Source organism: Flavobacterium collinsii (genome assembly GCF_946903285.1).
GTDB lineage: Bacteria > Bacteroidota > Bacteroidia > Flavobacteriales > Flavobacteriaceae > Flavobacterium > Flavobacterium collinsii.
The window spans coordinates 2,133,050-2,152,533 of record NZ_OX336425.1 but is presented as its reverse complement, the minus strand read 5'-3'; the positions used below and the strand labels follow the sequence as shown (position 1 = coordinate 2,152,533).

General features: G+C 35.7%; 11 protein-coding genes. 5 read left to right on the top strand and 6 right to left on the bottom strand.

Going from position 1 to position 19,484, the window contains the following annotated elements; genetic code table 11:
* Positions 1-76 precede the first annotated feature (76 nt).
* From OGZ34_RS09375 to OGZ34_RS09360, 4 genes are read left to right on the top strand one after another with little or no spacing between them, the layout of a single operon-like run.
* Entirely contained in the window at positions 77-1,180 is a 1,104-nt protein-coding gene (locus OGZ34_RS09375; protein ID WP_263362857.1) for a hypothetical protein, read from the top strand.
* Between the two features lie 29 nt (positions 1,181-1,209).
* Positions 1,210-5,331 (top strand): eCIS core domain-containing protein, encoded by a 4,122-nt coding sequence (locus tag OGZ34_RS09370; protein ID WP_263362856.1) that lies wholly within the window; start codon positions 1,210-1,212, stop codon positions 5,329-5,331.
* Positions 5,328-6,023 carry a hypothetical protein gene (locus OGZ34_RS09365; protein WP_263362855.1) on the top strand — a complete coding sequence of 232 codons (696 nt, stop codon included), beginning with the start codon at positions 5,328-5,330 and terminating at the stop codon, positions 6,021-6,023. Before OGZ34_RS09370 ends, OGZ34_RS09365 begins: the two co-directional genes overlap by 4 nt.
* Positions 6,020-7,321: an ATP-binding protein gene (locus OGZ34_RS09360; protein WP_173965886.1), complete on the top strand. Its 1,302-nt coding sequence runs from the start codon at positions 6,020-6,022 to the stop codon at positions 7,319-7,321. Before OGZ34_RS09365 ends, OGZ34_RS09360 begins: the two co-directional genes overlap by 4 nt.
* A gap of 118 nt (positions 7,322-7,439) precedes the next feature.
* On the opposite strand, the gene OGZ34_RS09355 is transcribed toward OGZ34_RS09360, so the two are convergent.
* From OGZ34_RS09355 to OGZ34_RS09330, 6 genes are all read right to left on the bottom strand, one after another.
* Complete coding sequence (locus tag OGZ34_RS09355; RefSeq protein ID WP_263362854.1) at positions 7,440-8,471, bottom strand: TlpA family protein disulfide reductase; 1,032 nt, start codon at positions 8,469-8,471, stop codon at positions 7,440-7,442.
* Positions 8,472-8,526: 55 nt separating this feature from the next.
* Positions 8,527-9,768 (bottom strand): amidohydrolase family protein, encoded by a 1,242-nt coding sequence (locus tag OGZ34_RS09350; RefSeq protein WP_263362853.1) that lies wholly within the window; start codon positions 9,766-9,768, stop codon positions 8,527-8,529.
* A 105-nt stretch (positions 9,769-9,873) separates the two neighbouring features.
* Positions 9,874-11,274 (bottom strand): RagB/SusD family nutrient uptake outer membrane protein, encoded by a 1,401-nt coding sequence (locus tag OGZ34_RS09345; RefSeq protein ID WP_263362852.1) that lies wholly within the window; start codon positions 11,272-11,274, stop codon positions 9,874-9,876.
* A gap of 87 nt (positions 11,275-11,361) precedes the next feature.
* The gene (locus OGZ34_RS09340) at positions 11,362-14,439 is read right to left on the bottom strand and encodes a SusC/RagA family TonB-linked outer membrane protein (protein ID WP_263362851.1); all 3,078 of its coding nucleotides are present in this window, start codon (positions 14,437-14,439) and stop codon (positions 11,362-11,364) included.
* Positions 14,440-15,183: 744 nt separating this feature from the next.
* Positions 15,184-15,873 (bottom strand): LytR/AlgR family response regulator transcription factor, encoded by a 690-nt coding sequence (locus OGZ34_RS09335; RefSeq protein WP_173965891.1) that lies wholly within the window; start codon positions 15,871-15,873, stop codon positions 15,184-15,186.
* Complete coding sequence (locus tag OGZ34_RS09330) at positions 15,870-16,892, bottom strand: sensor histidine kinase (RefSeq protein ID WP_173965892.1); 1,023 nt, start codon at positions 16,890-16,892, stop codon at positions 15,870-15,872. Before OGZ34_RS09330 ends, OGZ34_RS09335 begins: the two co-directional genes overlap by 4 nt.
* 140 nt (positions 16,893-17,032) lie before the next feature.
* On the opposite strand from OGZ34_RS09330, the gene OGZ34_RS09325 reads away from it, so the two are divergent.
* A complete protein-coding gene (locus tag OGZ34_RS09325; protein WP_263362850.1) occupies positions 17,033-19,423 on the top strand; it encodes a TonB-dependent receptor domain-containing protein in 2,391 nt (796 codons plus the stop codon).
* Positions 19,424-19,484: the final 61 nt, after the last annotated feature.

Below are 19,484 nucleotides of genomic sequence, written 5' to 3'. Positions count from 1 at the left end.
TATGCAATCCGATATGAAAAAGGCTTTATCTTTATTATTATTTTTAGTTTTTACCAATTGTCAAAACGTTTCTAAAATGAATCCCGAAAACAAACACGACCTCACTTTTAAAATTGTCTATAAACAATCGACAGATTCCGTACCCGCTTTATCAAAGTATCCTACAATTGGTAAAAACGGGCACGAATATTCTCGTATAGACATCCCAAACCCTGAACTTGCATTTCCCAGAAAATTTATGGAATTGTATGGCACTTCAGAGGCGTTAATTGGTCGATATGTTTCTGAAAATGGTACACGGGATAATCATTTTTTCTCTATCCTCAATGATTCCTTTGACTACCATTCCGATTCGGATGTTATTGATCTGGCTGTTACTTCAAATGGGGATTTTCTGAAGTTAACCTCTGACTTCCTGTATATCGTAAAAAAAGATAATGTCAAAATTCAGCATCCTTTAAAAGGAATGAAAATTATCCTTTCAGAAAACAAAGACATTTGGGTAATTGGGATCAATAATGCCTGGTTGATTGAAGATGATTATACAAAAATCAAAGCCCTTGAATGGTTCGGCGGTATCCATACCGTTTCTTATCAAAATGCGCTCCATTGTATCGATAATTCCAAAAGTGTAATTGTTTCTTTAGATACAAAAGGTATTGTTACAAATGAAAAAACAAAAGAAAACTTTGGTCCCTTTGAAAAACTGGCCGGCTTTTGGGGCAGCAAATACATCACGCTGGAAGGTTCCACTTTCAGATGGTATGAGAAATCTGTTTTGAAAAGAAAAATAGCACTTCAGTCTGCCGGTGTTTTAAATAATGGAGAGGTATTTATTTCTTACACCGAAAACAAAAAAACTTACCTAAAAACCAATACCATATCCAAAGAATGGGATATTCCCGAAGATTCTAAAAGTTACATTCTGCCCATTGTTTTCGAAAAAGGAGATTCCTACTTCGGTTATCATTTGAACAGCTTTGGTGAATTCAGTAAAAAAGATCAAAAGGCACAAGAAACAAACAATATCGATGAAAAGATATATGAAAAAAACATATTGCCTTATCGGTGGAAAATTGGACAAAGCCGTTATTTCAATATTCCGAACTACAATAAGCTACTGGTATCCTTGGTTGGACCTAAAGAAATTATTCTGATGGAGATCAATAGTTCTTTTTAAATTTTAAAACGGTAAAATATGACTTAACTATGGGTGTTCTTGCTAAAAAATCAGCTCATTCCTCCAATCAAACTACCTCAACGAATGAGCGAGGCAGCAGCCCTTTTTTTGGTTTACAGGCAAAACTCAGCATTGGCAAATCAAATGATAAGTATGAAGCGGAAGCCGACAGCGCAGCCGACAAAATAGTTGCTAAGGCTCCTGAAAATAATCCTGAACCGTTTTTCAGCCCATCACCCATAATCCAAAATAAATTAGATGAGGTACAAAAAAAGGAGGAAGCCGCTCCTCAAAAATCAATAGCAGAAAACATCTCTCCCGTTGTTCAGTTAAAATCAGAAAAAGAAGAAAAAGAAACCATTGTTCCTGAAAAGGCAACTGTAGAAGAAACTCCACAAAATAAAATAGAAGTTCCTCAAAACGAAACGGTCAAAACCACTGAAACCATTTCTGTTCCAAAACCCATTGTTCAGCAAAAGAAAACAGAAGAAGAAGTTCAAACTAAAGAGGAAGAAGAAATTCAGTCCAAAGAAGACGAAAAAGAGCTTCAAATGAGTGCCGGTGCCGATGCAAATCCTTCTGATGATTCTGATTTGGAAAGCAATTTAAACAATAGCAGAGGTGGTGGTTCTCCACTTTCTAAAAACACTAAAACGGAAATGGAATCCGGTTTTGGAGCTGACTTTAGCAATGTAAGAATCCATAACGATTCAAATGCCGTTCAGATGAACAAAGAACTGGGTTCACAGGCCTTTGCCAACGGAAATGACATTTATTTTAACCAAGGTAAATACAATACAAATTCAACAGCCGGAAAGCATCTTTTAGCACACGAATTAACACATACCGTACAACAAGGCACTAGTTCAGTTCAGCCTAAAATGATCCAGAAAACACCAACTGCTCCAACTACTGCTTCCCCTGTATCAGGTACCAATCAAAGTATTTCTTTACAAACGCCAACGTTTACACCACCAGAAACAATTGCTTCTCAAATTGAAGCAGCGGGAGACAGAGGTGCTGAGGTTAATGTAACTTTTGGACAATGGGCATCAGGTGCAATCAAAATGAAAAAAAATACAGACGGTACCTACAATACAAAAGACAATAGACAAAGTATAAATCTTAATATTAACTATTTAAGCCCGCTTACAAGTATAAATATTACCCCAGTTTTGGCCATTCAAATAGAAAACAATACAATAGCTGGTTATATTACAGTAAAAACAGGCGATCGGTTAGTTGGAAATCCAGCCGGTCTTATTAATGCCATTAAAGACAATAGCGAAACTTTTGGCTGGATTGGAATTGATGTTACAAGCGTCCCTAACGTGCAAAACACCATTGAAGGTGGAAATCTAACGTTAACAGCTAATGGAATTCCTGTTCAATTGGGAGGATTTGTAAATGCAACTCTTGATTTTGGAATTCAAGGCGAAGTAATCACATTTAGAGCCAGTGGAAGTATCGAAGTCCCAAATCTAAGTCCAACTCAAATTACAATTGAACGTAATGCCGAAGGAAATATAACCGGCGAAATTGATTTGGCTGTAAGTATGGCTAATTTTAACGGTAGCATCCATGCTGCTTTTTTAAATGGAACTTTTGATATCAGAGGTACTGTAGGTTATCAAACCGAAAAAATAAGTGGTCAGGTAACCTTATTGGTGACAGATGCTGCAACAGCCAGAAATGCCGCTTTAAGCCAGCTGGATCCTTCTCAAATTGACGAAAGTGCCAGAGAAGCAAATGGGATTCCTGAAGCAAACAGTGGACCAACACCTGGACCAAGAGCGATGGCAGGTTGGGGCGAAGTCGATTTTAGCTTTACCGAATGGATGACAGGCAGAGCCACGGTTATTATCGACAATGAAGGCCACGTTACTATTCATGGAGAAATTACACCACCGGCAGAAGTAGAATTATTTGCTCAACGAGATTATATAAGAGAAATCTTTACTGTCGAAGTTCGTACCATGTATGGAGTTCCGTTAGTCGGAAATGTTTTCTTATTTGCTAACATTGGATTAGAAGCTCTTGCTAAAATTGGTCCTGCAAAAATTTATAATATAAGAGCAGTAGGAACTTATTCTACCGATCCTGCAGTATTTAATGATTTTAGTCTTTCCGCCTCTTTTAATATGTCAATGTTCGCAGGACTGCGACTCCGAGCAGAGGGAGGATTGGGTGTTGAATTACTGGGTCATGATATAAAAGTAGGTGTTGGAGTTAATGCATTAGCCGGAATTAGAGGATACGTTGATGCCACACCGACTATAGGTTACAGAGAAACTGCATCTCCTGAAGCTGGAAGACAAGGAGAGTTTTACATACACGGACATGCCGAAATGGCCGCACAGCCCTTCTTAGCATTAGGTGGTGATTTGTTTGTCGAATTAGACAGTCCGTGGTGGTCTCCTGCACCAGATGATAAATGGACCTGGCCTTTAGGAGAGTTAGAATATCCTTTACCCGGAGAGTTTGGTATTGGTGCTGATGTAGATTATGTTTTAGGTTCTGATGAGTTACCTGAAGTTGAATTTGCTCCTGTTGATTTCAACTCAGATAAATTTATGACCGATTTAATGAATGATCACGTCCCTCCAACGCAGTCTACAGATGCAGAGCATCCGGCAGAATTTCAGGAAGGAACGACGGGAGGAGAAGGAAGTGAGACTCCTCAGGTTACAGACTCAACAGGAAATCCTAATGCAGGAACAACAGGAGCACCGCCTGGTGCAGATGCTCCGCCAAATCCACCAACACCCGAAGTTCTGGCACATTGGGGAACCGGATTGGAAGCTTTACGTGCTTTAGCAACAGAATCAGAACAAAGCCCATTGAATGAACAACAAATTCATGCCCGATTAGATATTATAAAAAACCGTAATCATTTTACCCGCCTCAATGCCGTTCGAAGCGGTCAAAACTGGAATATCAACGCCGAAATGCCTAACATTAGCAACCACAGCACACCAATAGTAGTCAAAGCTGCACCAATTGCTGAAGGTGGAGATTCTGATCGAAATTCCGAAATTCCAACAATTATTGGATTGGAACATGCTGTTAATGTTGATGGAGGTCACAACCTTAAAATTGAAGGTACTGTTGAACGTGTTGAAATTAATGTCTACAGTGACAAGCAGACTTTAAATCAGCTTTTAAACAATAAACGTCAGGAAATACACGACAACAGAGATTCTGACCCGCAATATACGGCCAAATCGAGAGCAATTGAAAATCTATTCAGCGAGAAAAACGTGTTAGGAACCAATATTGGCAGCTATAGACGGGCCGTTGCTAATGCTTATGAAACGGGGGGCGGAAACCAACCTATTCGGGCTGCTTATGAAAACATACGAACAAATCTAACCAATATTGCAACAGATTTGGGAATCGTTGGAGTACTGGAACATCACATCGAATTGCCAATCTCTCACGTTGAATTTGAAACAGACACCAAAGGCCGATCATATATGCTCAGAGCCGCACCTTTGACAAAGATTCCCGGCAATACAAGAGGATCCACGCCAACCAATGATCCGATGGGATGGTCGAACATTCCGCTTAACCAAAGAAGCGCCGGACAATGGGTAAGAGCACATCTTTTAAATCACAGATTACATGGCCCCGGAACAGTTCAAAATTTATTTCCGGGCACCAGGGATATGAATTTAAGAGATATGGAAAGTCAGGTTGAAGATCCTGCAAAAGAAGCTGTATGGGATAACAACCAAATATTATATTACAATGTTGATGTCTCCTATGGAAATACAGGAGTTTTTGAAGACATTCCGGATATTGTGGTAATGAGTTTTGGACCGTATAATGTCGAAACCAGAGAAAAAGGTGCCGCTATAAAATCCAAACGTTTTACCCAATCGCCTCCTTCAGCCGTTGCCCAAACAACCATAAACCGTTCGTCCAGCAATGCATTGAATCAAAAGGCAATTAGCGAAGGTGGTGCCGATGGAATAGGTCTGTCAGGATTCTTTGATCGACTTGTACGGGTTCGCCCACCAGCACCGGGGTATCAAAACATTATTCAAATCCACGATGCTGTATCAATAGAATATACTGATCAGACAGTCTTTAAAAATGCATTCGCGAAATTCAATAACTTAGTAACTTTAACAATTTTACAGCTATGATTAATTTTAAAGAATTATTCTTATGGACTTTAATTGTGGAAATTGGTAATGCCTACACTCATGGAGTTCTTATAAAAACGCCAGTGACAGCGGCTTTACCTCCTAAAAAATTAGACACTACACTAGAAATCGATGATTTAATTATTGAATTCTACAATCAAACCTCCCGATTGGAATTGGCATGGGAGTTAACTGATACACCTGAAAATATTGAACCTTTTCAGAAAAATGAATTTATAATAGAAAATTACCTCAAAAAGGATTACTCCTGGTCTTTTGTAAAAGAACTGATAAGCGGTTATATCAATATAACAGCTTCTGATTTGATCTTTGACAAGGAGTATAATGACCAGCAAACATTTGCATACACCCTAAAAAAACTTAAAACAACTGATACCTTTTTTGCTTTTGATATTCAAAGTTCGGTTACCGCCTGTTTTAAGAAAACCAACAATCAGGTTTCTGATACGATCTGGCTGATACATACAGATGCTGATAAGGTATATGATATGAAAATCGGACTCGAGGAGTATTTAAATTTAGCCTATCAGGCCAAATGCTTCAAAAATTGGCAATTAGTCTATTTATTTAGAGAAAAAGCTTCTGAATATGAACTTATGAAACAGTTCATTCCTTTTATTTTTAACCATATTAAAACAGATTTATCTGCTTTTGACATACCACACATATGAAAAACATTAAAGAATTACTCCGATACCAGTTAGAAATTCAAATGGATAAACTTTTTGGTTCTGAAACCAAAAGCAACGAACCTGAATATGAATCGGACAAGCACTCGTTTGTCGAGGCTTTTATTATTGAAAATAAATTACCTCATGTCGAAATTTTGTTATTGGGTTTGGCACTAATTCCCCATATCCATCCCGAATTTTTAACGTCTTTGATTTCTAATTATCTTCCCAACGGCGGAGAATTACCCGAATTTGGAGGTGTAAAATCAAAGAATCACCGCGGCATTTTACCCACAGGTGAAACGGCTCAGTTTTTAGTAGCCGGAAATGATCTCGATAACCGAATTTCTTTCTATAATTACTTGCACAATCAGTCTTACCTCTATCAGAAAGGAATCATCAAAATAGAGTCTGTACCATACGGCGAACCCAAACTGAGTGGTTTACTAATTTTGGAGGATGAATACATCGAAAAATTCCTAACCGGAAAAATCCTGAAACCTCAACTGAGCAGTATTTTCCCAGCGCAATTAATCGAAACCGAATTGGACTGGGAAGATCTCGTACTTAATGCTACCACTATAAATCACATCAAAGAAATCGAAACCTGGCTCAAATTCAACGATATTTTACTCCATGAATGGGACATGAAAGCCAAAATAAAACCAGGCTTCAGAGTTATGTTTTATGGTGCTCCCGGAACCGGAAAGACACTAACCGCCTCACTTCTTGGGAAATATACGCAAAGAGATGTTTATCGAATCGATTTGTCTATGGTAATTTCGAAATACATCGGTGAAACCGAAAAAAATCTTTCTTCCCTTTTTGACAAAGCAGCTGATAAAGACTGGATTCTATTTTTTGACGAAGCCGATGCCGTTTTCGGAAAAAGAACCAATGTAAGAGATGCCCATGATAAATATGCCAATCAGGAAGTTTCGTATTTACTGCAGCGTATCGAAAATCATCCCGGACTGGTTATTCTGGCCTCTAATTTCAAAGCCAATATCGACACGGCTTTTACCCGTAGATTTCAATCTATCATTGAGTTTGAAGTCCCTTCTTATGCCGAACGTCTACAACTCTGGGAGAACAACCTGCCCAAAGGAATTAAAATCGCTGAAGATGTAAATCTTAATGAGCTTTCTAAAAAATACGACATTACCGGAGCCAATATTGTGAACATCATTCAATACGCCTGTCTAAAAACACTGGAAAGCGAAAACGAAAGTATCAATCTTCATCATCTTCTTCAGGGAATCAAAAAAGAATATGCCAAAGAAGGTAAAATGATGTAAGGTACATTCACTTTCTCTCCTTCTATTTGAAATACAAAAAATTCATTTTCAACCCCAGTAAAACATAGAAAATCTAAGTTCCGAAATCAATCAAAAACCTCTTTCGGGGCAAAGAAGATTAGTGAACCCCTGCCTCTTTCAACCAGTTTTTTAATCCTTCATCTGATGGTCTTGGGGCATTTGGATCAACAATATTGCCTTGCGGATCAATTAGTATGAATCTCGGAATACCGGTTACTTCATAAGCATTCTCAAAAGAGACATCACCATTAGCAAACAATTGTACACCTGTTAATTGAAGATCTGCTACCATTTTTTTCCATTTGTCATGATCTTTTACACGATCGGTAGAAATGCTTACAAACACGATGTTTTGATTATGAAATTCTTTTTCAACTTTTTTAAGAAAGGGAATTTCTTTTTTACATGGTGCACACCAGGTAGCCCATAAATCAATATAAACAAACTTACCTTTAAAATCATCCAGAGAAGTTTTAGTCCCATTGTAATTTTCATAATTGAAAAATTTTGGTGAAATTTTTCCTTTTGGAAGTACTTCTTCCTGATGCTTTTTTAATCCGGTAGTTTTATTATATCTCGCCACACTACTTTTCTTAAAGTCTTCAAAGTCCTTTTTTTCAAGAGTAATAAAAGAGGCTTCTAACCCCTTAGTCTGCTCAAGAAGTTTTTGATAACCCGCTACAATCTCCTCTATTTTGGCCATAAATTCGGCACTTTCTAATTTAAATATAGATTTATCCGCAGTGGCCTTTTCAGTATATAGTGCTTTCTTAAATAGGTAATTATTAGGTATTGCCCCTTCACCTTTACAAGTCATTGTCTCATCCCATTGTTTGGTATCAAAAGTAATTTTCAGGTTGTAACCATTTTTAAGATAAAAGAAGCCTTGTTCTTTACCATCAAATATACCATAAAAGCCTTCTTTTATTCTGAGAGTATCAGAGAAGGTGCCATCTTTGTTCACATTAATTCTTTTTATTTTGGTTCTGTTCTTGAAAACAAGCAAAGAATCTGAATTTTTATCTGTGATTTTTCCGGATAAACGCAGATAGTCATTTCCTTCTTTTTGCGCAAAAGTATGCAGACTAAAAATGAGGGTTAGGATCCCTAAATAATACCATTTTTTCATTAGATTTTTCTTTTAAACTTTATTTTATAATTATTCATTGAGACGTTTTGGTGAATTATTCTTTCGTATAAATAATCCCCGATTTAATGGTCATAAAGCCATCTTTCAAATTTTCGATATTTTGTACAGGGTCTGAATTGGTAATATAAAGATCTGCTCGTTTACCAATAGCTATAACGCCTCTATCCGCTACTCCAATGCTTTCTGCTCCAACTCTTGTAGCACTTATAAGAACATCTTTGTTGGTAAAACTACAGTTGTCGGTCAATATTTTTATCTCTTTGAATAATGGAACAACATTATCTTTTTCGAATAAATAAGGCCAATCTGTTCCTGTAGCCACTTTAACGCCAAGTTCATGCGCCCTTTTAGTTATTTTCATCCCATCAAAATATTTATTATTGTTTGCCAAGTAATTCGTCGGATCCAGTATCACATTGTTTGCTTTCATGAGGAGTAATAACTTGTCCATTTTTATACTATCAATAGCAGGTATTTTTTTTAGGTGATCCATTTTTCCTGAAGAAAAGCCATAGGCTATATCATAGGCATGCGACATCGAATTTACTTTAGCAGCAGCTACATCTGTTGGCGTAGCAGGAAATACTGCTGCATGACTCCAACTTTGTAATCCCTGCTTCTTTGCTTCTTTTACAATCCTTCTAATCATGCGTGCACTTAAATCAGAATATAGCTTTATTCCGGTTACCCCTGCTCCTTTTGCCTCTGCCACAGCCATTTTAATATTTGTCGTATCGGTAATCGTACGTTCCCATGGAGTATCTTTTTCTGTAGTATACTTTCGTGTTAAGTTAAAATAATCTGGTCCCGCGAACTGAGCTGCGTAAAAAATGGAAGGAGCCGGTAATTGATTCAGGATACTTGCCCGTTTATAATCGGCAAGGACAATTGCATTCCCTGCCATATCCCTGACTGATGTTATGCCGGCATAAATCATTTTAGAAAGCTGGTCCTCCATGTATTTATTGCTCTTTTCTCTATTGAGATTTGGGACTGTTGTCAAATGAACGTGTGTATCTATTAATCCAGGCATAACATATTTTCCGGTGAGGTCAATTATTGTTGCTTCCGGATATGCACTAAAATTATCCGTATACAATAAATCTATAATCTGATTGCCTTTAATGATGATACTACCCGTCTTTAAGTCAAATTTATCGTCAAAAATAAATCCGTTCTTCAGTATTGTTATTTTTAAGTTTTCCTTCTTTTGTGAATATCCTGTCATTAGGTTAAATAGCGAAAACAAAAAGATTAAGACTAGTTTTTTTTTCATGTAAAAAGGCTTTTATAATATTAGAAAAATGCATCGAATGCAAGGAGTAGGATTCAAAGGATCAATATTCTCTAACGAAAATATTGACCCTAAAAATGGCTACTTTTAATAACCCGGATTTTGTGTAATACCGGAACGGTCTATTTCTGTTTGCGGAATGGGCAAAGCAAATCGATTTGCGTTAGCCGATAAGCCACTGCCGTCTGCTCTTTTAAAACCTAACCCAAGTCTTTTAAGATCTGTAAATCTGAACCCTTCAAATGCTAATTCTCTTCTTCGTTCATTAAGAATTTCATTACTCAGATCTGCCCCTGAATAATCTCCTATACCACGGGCATTTCTAAGTTTATTGAGATTTATCAATGCTGATGCACTGTTATTTTCCTGTAGATAAGATTCTGCCAGTATGAGATACAATTCAGGTACTCTGATGAGTTTTATATCTATATTACCCGGATCAAAGGCAGCGGCATTTGTTGTTCTTGTACCTGCTTGCTTTTTAGGAAAGTAATTGTCTTTAATAGTAGGATGGTTTTTGAAATATACTGTAAATCTAAAGTCTTTCGTTTTGTCATAAAGATTTATTAAATCTGTTGCTACCGAATAAGGATAACTCGAGAGAACCGGTATTGCAAAGATTGCTGCAGTCTGCCCCATTTCGGAATTTTCAAAACGTATTCTAAAAATGATTTCTACCGAATCATCCTTATCCCATTCTTTTTGCAAAGCAGCCAGCGTGTTGTCTAATTTATATCTGGTATCTGCTAAGGCTAAATTACTGTAGGCAATAGCATTTTTGTAATCGGCTGTTTCATGAGATACGCGGGCCGATAATGCATAAATTGCTGTTTTGGATATTCTATAGGAATTAACCGTATTAGTGGCTAATGCTTCCGCTTCTTTTAAGTCCTCCAGAATAAACTGAATCACTTCGGCTGTAGTGTTTCTGGGTTTTATGTCTAACAATTTATCTGTTTCAAATCGATAAGATACTGACAATGCCTTTTTATCAGCGTTATAAGCAGGTGAATAAAACCTGTATAAATTATAATGCAATAAAGCTCTTATCCCCAGTGCTTCTCCTAAAAAAGCATTTTTGTTTGTCAACGTACTTTTTCTCGCATACTTTATAATAGTATTTACGTTATAGATGGCCTGATACGAAATTTTCCAAAATCCATCTATACCACCAGTCGAGCTGTTATATGCCAGGGGATATATCGAAAGTGAACTGTTATCAAAAGAGAAGTCTTTTGAATTTGTTGAACCTAAAAGATCATCTCCAATGGCTTCCGGAATTGTGTAAATACCCATGGAATAGCCGTAGAAATCTTGTTTCATAAGCCCATAAACGCCATCTAAAGCACTTCTGAAACCGCCTTCTGTCTGAAAGAGTGTTTCCGGAGCCAATTGATCCAAAGGTTCTTTGTTTATAATATCATCAGAGCAGCTGCTAAAGAAAGTAACTATTACTGATATGAAGAATAATTTTATATTTGCTCTCATTATGTTGTTCTTTAATTTTTTATCTATCGTAGTAAGACTCTTTTGTCTTCGTTGTTATTTGATGTCCAATTTGTGGTTTGCTGTATCTTAAAAACTAGCATTAAGACCTAAAGAATAAGCTCTGACAATGGATGAAGAAAGTCCAATACCTCCAGCTGCAGTAGCATATTCCGGATCAATATAGCTAACAGCCGTTTTGGTAAAAAGGTTTTGCCCCTGAACATAAATTCTTAAGCTTTCGATCCCTGTTTTCTCTAAAACACTTTTGTGAAGTGAATATCCCAGAGCAACATTTTTCAATTTAATATAACTGGCATTCTCTAAAAATTGAGTAGAGTTTTTGAAATCTGACTCTATGAATGCTGTAGGGTTGGTTGTATTCACCTGTCTTACAGCTATACTTGACTGATCACCAGGATTTTTCCATGCTTTAAGCACGTCAGTACTTTGATTGTAAGCGGGATTGTTATATAAATTATAGATTCCTTCATTCAGAACATAATGACCGACAGCATAAGATATCAAGACTGACATATCAAGTTGTTTGTATCTGAGCGTATTGGTTAAACCTCCATAATATTTAGGCATTGCGGTTTTGTTGCTAACCTGCCTGAGATTATTGATTTCAGTTGCATTAGTTGTAGTTTTATTGGTATTGTAATCTACTAACTTTCCATCCTGTGTTCTGTACTGATTAAAACCTGTAACCGGATTAACACCAGCCCAATCTGCAATATAAAAAGAGCGTATAGCACTCCCTTCTTTGAACACGGTAGATCCTGCATTATTAATAATATCCTTTTTGTCTGATAAGGCCAGAACAGTTCCTTTGTTGAAAGCAATATTAAAATCGGTGGTCCAGTTAAAATCTTTGCCTTTTAAATTTACAGTGTGAAGACTAATCTCAACACCCTCATTTCTAAAGTTTCCGATATTAGAGATCAACTCTTTAAAACCTGAAGTTAACGGAATTGGCTTATTGTTTAATAAGTCTCTGGTATCTCTGATATAATAATCAACAGTTCCTGAAATACGATTGCTAAACAGTCCGTAATCGATACCGAAATTCTTATTGTAATTCTTTTCCCAGGTTAAATTTGGGTTTTCTCCCCTTGATAGATAAGGTACGGTACCACCTGCATAAATGATTTGGCTAGAGTAATTATATAAAGATTTAGAAGCAAAATCTCCTATAAAGTCATTTCCGGAAGTCCCAATACTGGCTCGCAATTTTAAAGAACTTACGATTTTATTCTCCTTAAATAAGTCTTTATATGCATTCCATGAAGTACCTACAGACCAAAAATTCGCATATTTGTTATCCGCCCCAAAACGGGAAGAGCCGTCTCTTCTAAAGGATAATGACAGATTATAAGTACTATTAAAGTTATAATTTAGTCGCGAGAAATAAGACAATGAACCCGCTACTGATTTTTGTTGTGTAGCTGAAGTTACCGTTTTTGCTGCGCTTACGATTTGTATCGCATCCGAGTTAAAAGTATTAGCCAGTATATTAAGACTGTTGGTTTCGTATTCATTAATTTCATTACCCAATACCAAATCAAAACTATGTTTCTGAAATTTCTTTGCTATAGTTGCTGTTAATGTACCTGTATAATTATTATTATCGCTACTAGAATTACTTAGTACTCCCCCTTTTACAATTACTTTCTCGAAATTACTGCCCTTTGAGCTATTATAGTTAGCTCCTAAAACGCCATTCAAAATTAACCATTTGAAAGGTGTATAAGTCAAATTTACACTTCCTCCAATATTTTTTCGATTGGAATTTACAATTGTATTATCTCTTAAAAATAATGGATTATACGGAGTGCCCGGAGCACTGCCAATCTCCAAAAGCCTTAGCGGATTTCCCTTATCATCAAGAAAATTTAACCATGGGTTTAACATAAATGCATTTGAAAAAGGAGAACCGACTGTACGTTTGTTTACGTCATTTACATTTCCGAAATTTCCTGAAAATCCAACTTTTAATTTACTTCCCAAATCAAAATCAAGTCGAGTACTTACCGTATATCTTTTGTACTCGCCTCCAAAAATATTATCGACCTTGTTATAGGTTATCGAAGTATAATAGTTGGCTTTATCGGAACCTCCGGAGAAAGAGATATTATCTTCACGATTTATTTCATTCTTCAAAAGCAAATCAGCCCAATTTACATTATTCCCCAATGCTCTTCTGTTTTGAAGTAATGTCGGATTCGTTTTATAAACCCCCAATGACTCTTCAAAATCTAATTTTTGAGATCCGGTCATTAAATCGTTAGTAAATGATTGGTCTGCTGTTTTAATTCCAAGTCGGGTATTAAAAGTCACCTGCAATCCAGTGTTTCTCTTTCCTCTTTTTGTGGTTATCATTATTACACCATTCGTCCCTTTAGATCCATAAATAGAGGTTGATGCAGCATCTTTTAGAACACTGATCTCTTGTATGTCGGCAGCATTTAAGGTGAAAGCACCTAATCCTGATCTGGGCATCTGTACTCCATCAACAACTATCAGAGGATCTGTACTCGAACTTATCGAGCCAATACCTCTTAGTAAAATAGAAGGAGGTGCATCCGGAGAGGTAAAATTTTCCTGAACAAATAAACCGGGAACGACTCCAATTAAAGCGTCGGCGAAAGATACATTTTGTGTATTCTGTAATACCTTGGTATCCAATTTTGTTACAGCTCCCGTAATTTTATCACGATTCATTTTTCCATACCCCACTAAAACGAGTTCATCCAATTGGTTCGTATTGGGTTCAAGGGTAACATTGAGCAAAACCTGACCTGCAATTTTAATTTTTTTAGTTGTAAAACCTACAAAGCTAAAGCTTACCACATCACCTTCGTTTACAGCGATTTCATACTTGCCATCAAAATCAGTAGTTGTGCCCTGTTTATTATTGTTTACTAAAATTGTTACTCCAATCAAAGGCAAGCCTGTATGGTCTTTAACCACACCACGAATCTTCTTTTGATTTGCGTTTTTACTGATTAGGTCAAGAGAAGACTCCTTTGAACTTTTAGTCTTCTGCGCATAATTTCCAGATTGTACATTCAATATTGAAACAATGAGAAAAAATGCGGTTAGCTTAATTTTTAATGATGGTTTTAAATAAAATAGAGTTGCTGCATGAGCTTTCATTTTTTTCATAATTTTCATAGTTTTTAAATTGCCAGAGTTCATAACCTTAAGAATTGATCGTATAGAGAGAAAAGACTGCCAGAGTTCTTTTTCGTGATTTTCTAAAAACAAAAGTTGTGGTATTTGAATGGAGAATGCCATTATACATTTAGGACAAACACTGCAAGTAAATTACATTTTGTGTACCTGATGTATCGATAAAATAATGAGATTCAATTCCCTGTTAAAGTGGTATTTTCAGGGGTATAAATGCAATTCTAACTTTTCAAAAAGAGAAAAAACAGATGAGAGACAAGTTTATGTAAATTTCGTTTCGCGCTTATCTCTTTTGATGTTGTGTCAAATGTAGACTACATAATTCATACATGGACTTTAAAAGTAATAACTGGTATCATCTACGTAACAATTGGCGCTTTTTTAGACATAAGTGTGAAAAAACGAAATCAGTTTTAGCAAATTACCAATTGTTTTCACAAAAAAACACTTTATTTCTTTCTGCCAAAATCAAATAATGAAGATCAAAAGCGGTCAAAAATTCATTCTTAGTTTCAAAATGCATCTGGTACAAATCAGCAATTGGTTTTAAATGATTCTAATAATTTTCTATACTACTAAAAGACCGCATTTAAGTTTAAAAATGAAAATTCTTCATTTTGGGTATAAAAAAACCAGTGAGCTTAATTCACTGGTTTTAAAATTCATATACTGTACATCTTTAATCTATTTAGTACAGTTCAATATTTTTATTTACTGCTAACTTAGCCAGTCACTGACTAACTTTCGATAGGTTTCACCAACGGGAAGCTGTTCTCCACTGGTGAGTTGTATCTGATTTCCATCAATAACCTTTATTTTACTTTTTGGGATTATATAGGAGCGATGAATTCGAACAAATTGATTTACAGGAAGCTTTTCCAAAATATCCTTCATGTTTTCCAGAACCATAATTTTCTCCCCTTTCGTATGAATGCGAATATAGTCTTTGAGTCCTTCAATATAAAGGATGTTTTCGGTTGCTATTTTATGATGCTTCCGGTCGGCTTTTACAAATAGAAAATCTTCAGTTTGCTGGTTTTGAAAGGTTTCCTGCCAACGGATAAATTTTTCAACACTCTGATAAAAACGATTGAAAACAATTGGTTTGAGTAAATAATCTATAACATGGAACTGAAAAACATCTAAAGCATAATCCGGATAAGCTGATGTAATGATGAAGTTGTGTTTCTGATTGAACATCTGCATTAATTCAATTCCGGTTAGCTGTGGCATTTGAATGTCTATAAACACCAAATCAACCACTTCATTGTTCAGTATTTCGATGGCTTTAAAAACGTCTGAATCGGCATACAAAACGTTTAATCTCGGTACTTTAGAAGCATAATCTGCCATTAACCTTACTGCAAAAGGTTCGTCGTCTAATATGATACAATTTATTTTCTTCATCTTAATTCTATTTCAAGTTCAGCTGTAAACTGGTTGTTTTGATTTACTACTTTTATCTGATGTTTTTGCGGATAATGAATTTCCAGTCTCTTTCTTAAATTACTTAATCCAATACCTCCCAATTTATCTTTCTTTTGTATGGCGATATCATTTATTACTTTAAAATTGAGTTTTTGATCTTCTAAACGCAGCTCGATTATAATTGGTTTTTCGTTAGATGTAACACCGTGTTTTAAGGCATTTTCAATTAACGGAGACAAAATATAAGGCGGAATTTCTTCAGAAATATTTTCGGTTTCAATTCTGAAATCAATAAAAGCACTTTCCTGATGCCTTAATTGTTCGAGCTCTATATAGGCTTTTATATACTCGATTTCATCGGCCAGTTTTATCTTTTCTTTTTGAGATTCGTAGGTCGTAAAACGCATAATCTGACTTAGTTTTTCGATGGCAGCCAACGATTTATCCGATTGAAAATAAACCATCGAATAAATATTGTTGAGTGTATTAAATATAAAATGCGGATTGATCTGTGCTTTCAGAAATTTGATTTCGGTGTTTTTGTTTTCTTCCAGAATAACCTGATTGTACTCCAGCAAACGGATAAAATAAATAACAAACCAAAGCAGTGAACTTAAAATTACAGGCATACTGCTGTAATGCAGATTATCCTCCATATACTTAAAGAAAGTTGGATTGGTGTAATTGATTCGATGAAATAAAACATCGCTTATCACCTGTTCCAACAACCATCGTGATCCCGTAAAAAACAAGTAGGAAACCAATACTCCCACAAAAAATCTTTTCCACTGAAAGGATTTAAAAACCAATTTCATCACCACAAAATAATGAAAATAAAAGGTTAGCACAAACACAATCATATACGTTGAAAGAAACAGATCCGGAATGAAGTTTTTGCTCTGGATTAGATTTTTAACAAATGTGAAATACCCCATCAAAAGCCAATATATGATATGAATAAACACTTCTACTCTTTTTGATAATGTTCCTTTATACATCGTTTCGTTTTTTTTTCAAAGATATACATTCATTAAAAAGTCTAAAGCCGGGTTTGTAGATTAATCACAGGGGTTTGTCGATAAAAGTTCTTTACGGTCTTTTTTCAGCGCAGTTTTGCAGGGTAATTAATTTAAAAACCATGAAAAACATTAGCCTTTTAGTACTTGCCTTTTTGTATCAGACGTATTCTTTTGGTCAGGAATATGAAGTTAAAGGAAAAGTGATCAATCAAAATAAACTAGCCGTTGAATTTGTGATCAGCGGTTTATTAAACCAACAAAAAACTTTAACCGCTCAGGCTTCAACAGACAGCCTGGGGAATTTTATTCTGAAAGCTCCAAAAGGAAATTACCGTTTCATACTGGAGCAATTTGGTACAGAATTCATGAACCGTGAAATTACAATAGATCAAAATACCGATCTGGGCACGATTGAAATTAAAGAATCGGTACAACTTGACGGCGTGACTTTAAAATCAAGAAAAAAACTGATTGAACAAAAAGTCGATCGACTTGTTTTTAATGTCGAAAATTCGGTAACGGCTACTGGCGGAACGGCTTTAGATGCTTTAAAAGCAACACCTACTGTAAGAGTTCAAAATGAAGCGATTTCGATTGTAGGTAAAGGGGAAGTTTTAGTAATGATTGACGATCGTTTGCAAAGAATGCCTCAGGAAGATTTGGCGGCTTTTCTTAAATCAATTCCATCTGATAATATTAAGAGTATTGAAGTTATTACGACACCTCCGGCAAAATATGACGCCGAAGGCAATAGCGGTCTTATTAATATTAAATTGAAAAAAGCAAAAGCCAATTCATGGAATGCCAATATTGGAACTTCCTACACGCAAAAAACATACGCAGGCGGAAACGTGAACGGACTTTTTACGTACGATCACGATAAGCTTTCGGTACAAGCTACTGTTAGCAAAGGGAAACAAAAATTACTGACTTCTTCTGAAAGTTCTATTTTTTATACCAATGAAACCTGGAAGCAAGAACTTAAAAATAAATCGACCACAGATGTACTGAGCTTAGGTCTTGGTTTTGATTATAAAGTAACTGACAAATGGAGCAGTGGACTAAAATATCTGGGCAGTTTTACAGATAAAGTGAACTCAAACAACCCATTTACTACCAGATTCAATAATGCTAACGGAATGGCAGATTCTTATATTACGTCGAACGCAAATGGTGAAAACAATCCAAAAATGAATGCGGTTAACTTTCATAATTCGGTTGCAATAGACAGCTTAGGAAAAAACATATCAATGGATCTGGATTATTTTGATTATAACAAAAATGACTCCCGTTTCTTTTCAGGGAATGAATTAGACAGTAGTAAAAATAAGATTCCCGGAGGTTTTTTCTCTTCAACGAATTCCAATGTCAATACCATCAAAAATTACTCGGCCAATATCGATGTTTCTTTACCGTACGACTGGGCAAACATTAGTTTTGGAGCGAAAACTTTCCATACTAATACAGATAATAATCTGGTTGTTTATGATAACGAAAGCGGAACACCGGTTTTCAATACCAATCAATCGAATGTTTTTAATTATAAAGAGTACAATCAGGCTTTGTATTTTTCGGGAAGTAAAAAAATAAATTCAAAATGGGAGACACAAATTGGTTTACGTATCGAAGCGACACAAACCAAAGGTTATTCTGAAAATCTGAATCAAACCAATACCAACAATTATGTAAAATTATTCCCAACAGCCTATTTGACGTATGTTCCTAATGAAAGTAATTCTTTCTCCTTAAACTACAGCCGAAGAATCCGCAGACCTGATTTTGACTATTTAAATCCTTTTGTTATTAAAACAAGTCCTTATTATTATTCAGAAGGGAATCCGTATTTGAAACCTTCACTGATTGATAATTTTGAGTTTTCGTTTATCCGAAATCAAAAATGGGTAAGTTCTGTTTATTTTTCTCAGGTTTCAGATTTTGGACAGGAATTATCGATCATCGATCCGGATACAAATGTTACCAGAAACACTCCTTTAAACTATGCTAATACGTATCAAATTGGGCTTTCTACTTCATACAATTTCAATAAATGGTCCTGGTGGAACAGCTTTACCGGATTCAATTTAAACTATCAAAATGTAAAATCAAAAACCAATTTTATTCAGTCCATCGATGGCTATAACGGATACATTTACAGCAATAATGATTTTACCCTAAACAGTAACAAAACACTATTTCTTGGATTAAACTATGGTTTACAACTGCCGGGCCGTTACCAAATTTTTAATATTTCGACTTTGAATATTCTTGACATTTCGGTTAAGCTATTAACTTTCAACAAAAATCTTTCGGTTACCATCATTGGCGAAGATTTACTGAATGCGCAAAAACCATTGATTTCCTATAGTTCAAACGATATTAAAACCAATGTAAAAAGCTATAGTGACAGTAGAGGCTTCCGAATTTCGCTGAGTTATAAATTCGGTAATCAAAACATCAAATCCAAACAAAGAGATTTTGGAAATGAAGAAGAAAGAAGCAGAGCCAACTAAATGTGTTTCGAACTTCATACAAAGCTTCAGAAAATATCTGAAGCTTTTTTTATGCCTTAAG

Excerpts from the sequence above, each read along its gene's own strand:
- OGZ34_RS09375 (WP_263362857.1), top strand. The coding sequence starts at position 77 with ATGAATCCCGAAAACAAACACGACCTCACTTTTAAAATTGTCTATAAA.
- OGZ34_RS09370 (WP_263362856.1), top strand. The coding sequence starts at position 1,210 with ATGGGTGTTCTTGCTAAAAAATCAGCTCATTCCTCCAATCAAACTACC.
- OGZ34_RS09365 (WP_263362855.1), top strand. The coding sequence starts at position 5,328 with ATGATTAATTTTAAAGAATTATTCTTATGGACTTTAATTGTGGAAATT.
- OGZ34_RS09360 (WP_173965886.1), top strand. The coding sequence starts at position 6,020 with ATGAAAAACATTAAAGAATTACTCCGATACCAGTTAGAAATTCAAATG.
- OGZ34_RS09355 (WP_263362854.1), bottom strand. The coding sequence starts at position 8,471 with ATGAAAAAATGGTATTATTTAGGGATCCTAACCCTCATTTTTAGTCTG.
- OGZ34_RS09350 (WP_263362853.1), bottom strand. The coding sequence starts at position 9,768 with ATGAAAAAAAAACTAGTCTTAATCTTTTTGTTTTCGCTATTTAACCTA.
- OGZ34_RS09345 (WP_263362852.1), bottom strand. The coding sequence starts at position 11,274 with ATGAGAGCAAATATAAAATTATTCTTCATATCAGTAATAGTTACTTTC.
- OGZ34_RS09340 (WP_263362851.1), bottom strand. The coding sequence starts at position 14,439 with ATGAAAAAAATGAAAGCTCATGCAGCAACTCTATTTTATTTAAAACCA.
- OGZ34_RS09335 (WP_173965891.1), bottom strand. The coding sequence starts at position 15,873 with ATGAAGAAAATAAATTGTATCATATTAGACGACGAACCTTTTGCAGTA.
- OGZ34_RS09330 (WP_173965892.1), bottom strand. The coding sequence starts at position 16,892 with ATGTATAAAGGAACATTATCAAAAAGAGTAGAAGTGTTTATTCATATC.
- OGZ34_RS09325 (WP_263362850.1), top strand. The coding sequence starts at position 17,033 with ATGAAAAACATTAGCCTTTTAGTACTTGCCTTTTTGTATCAGACGTAT.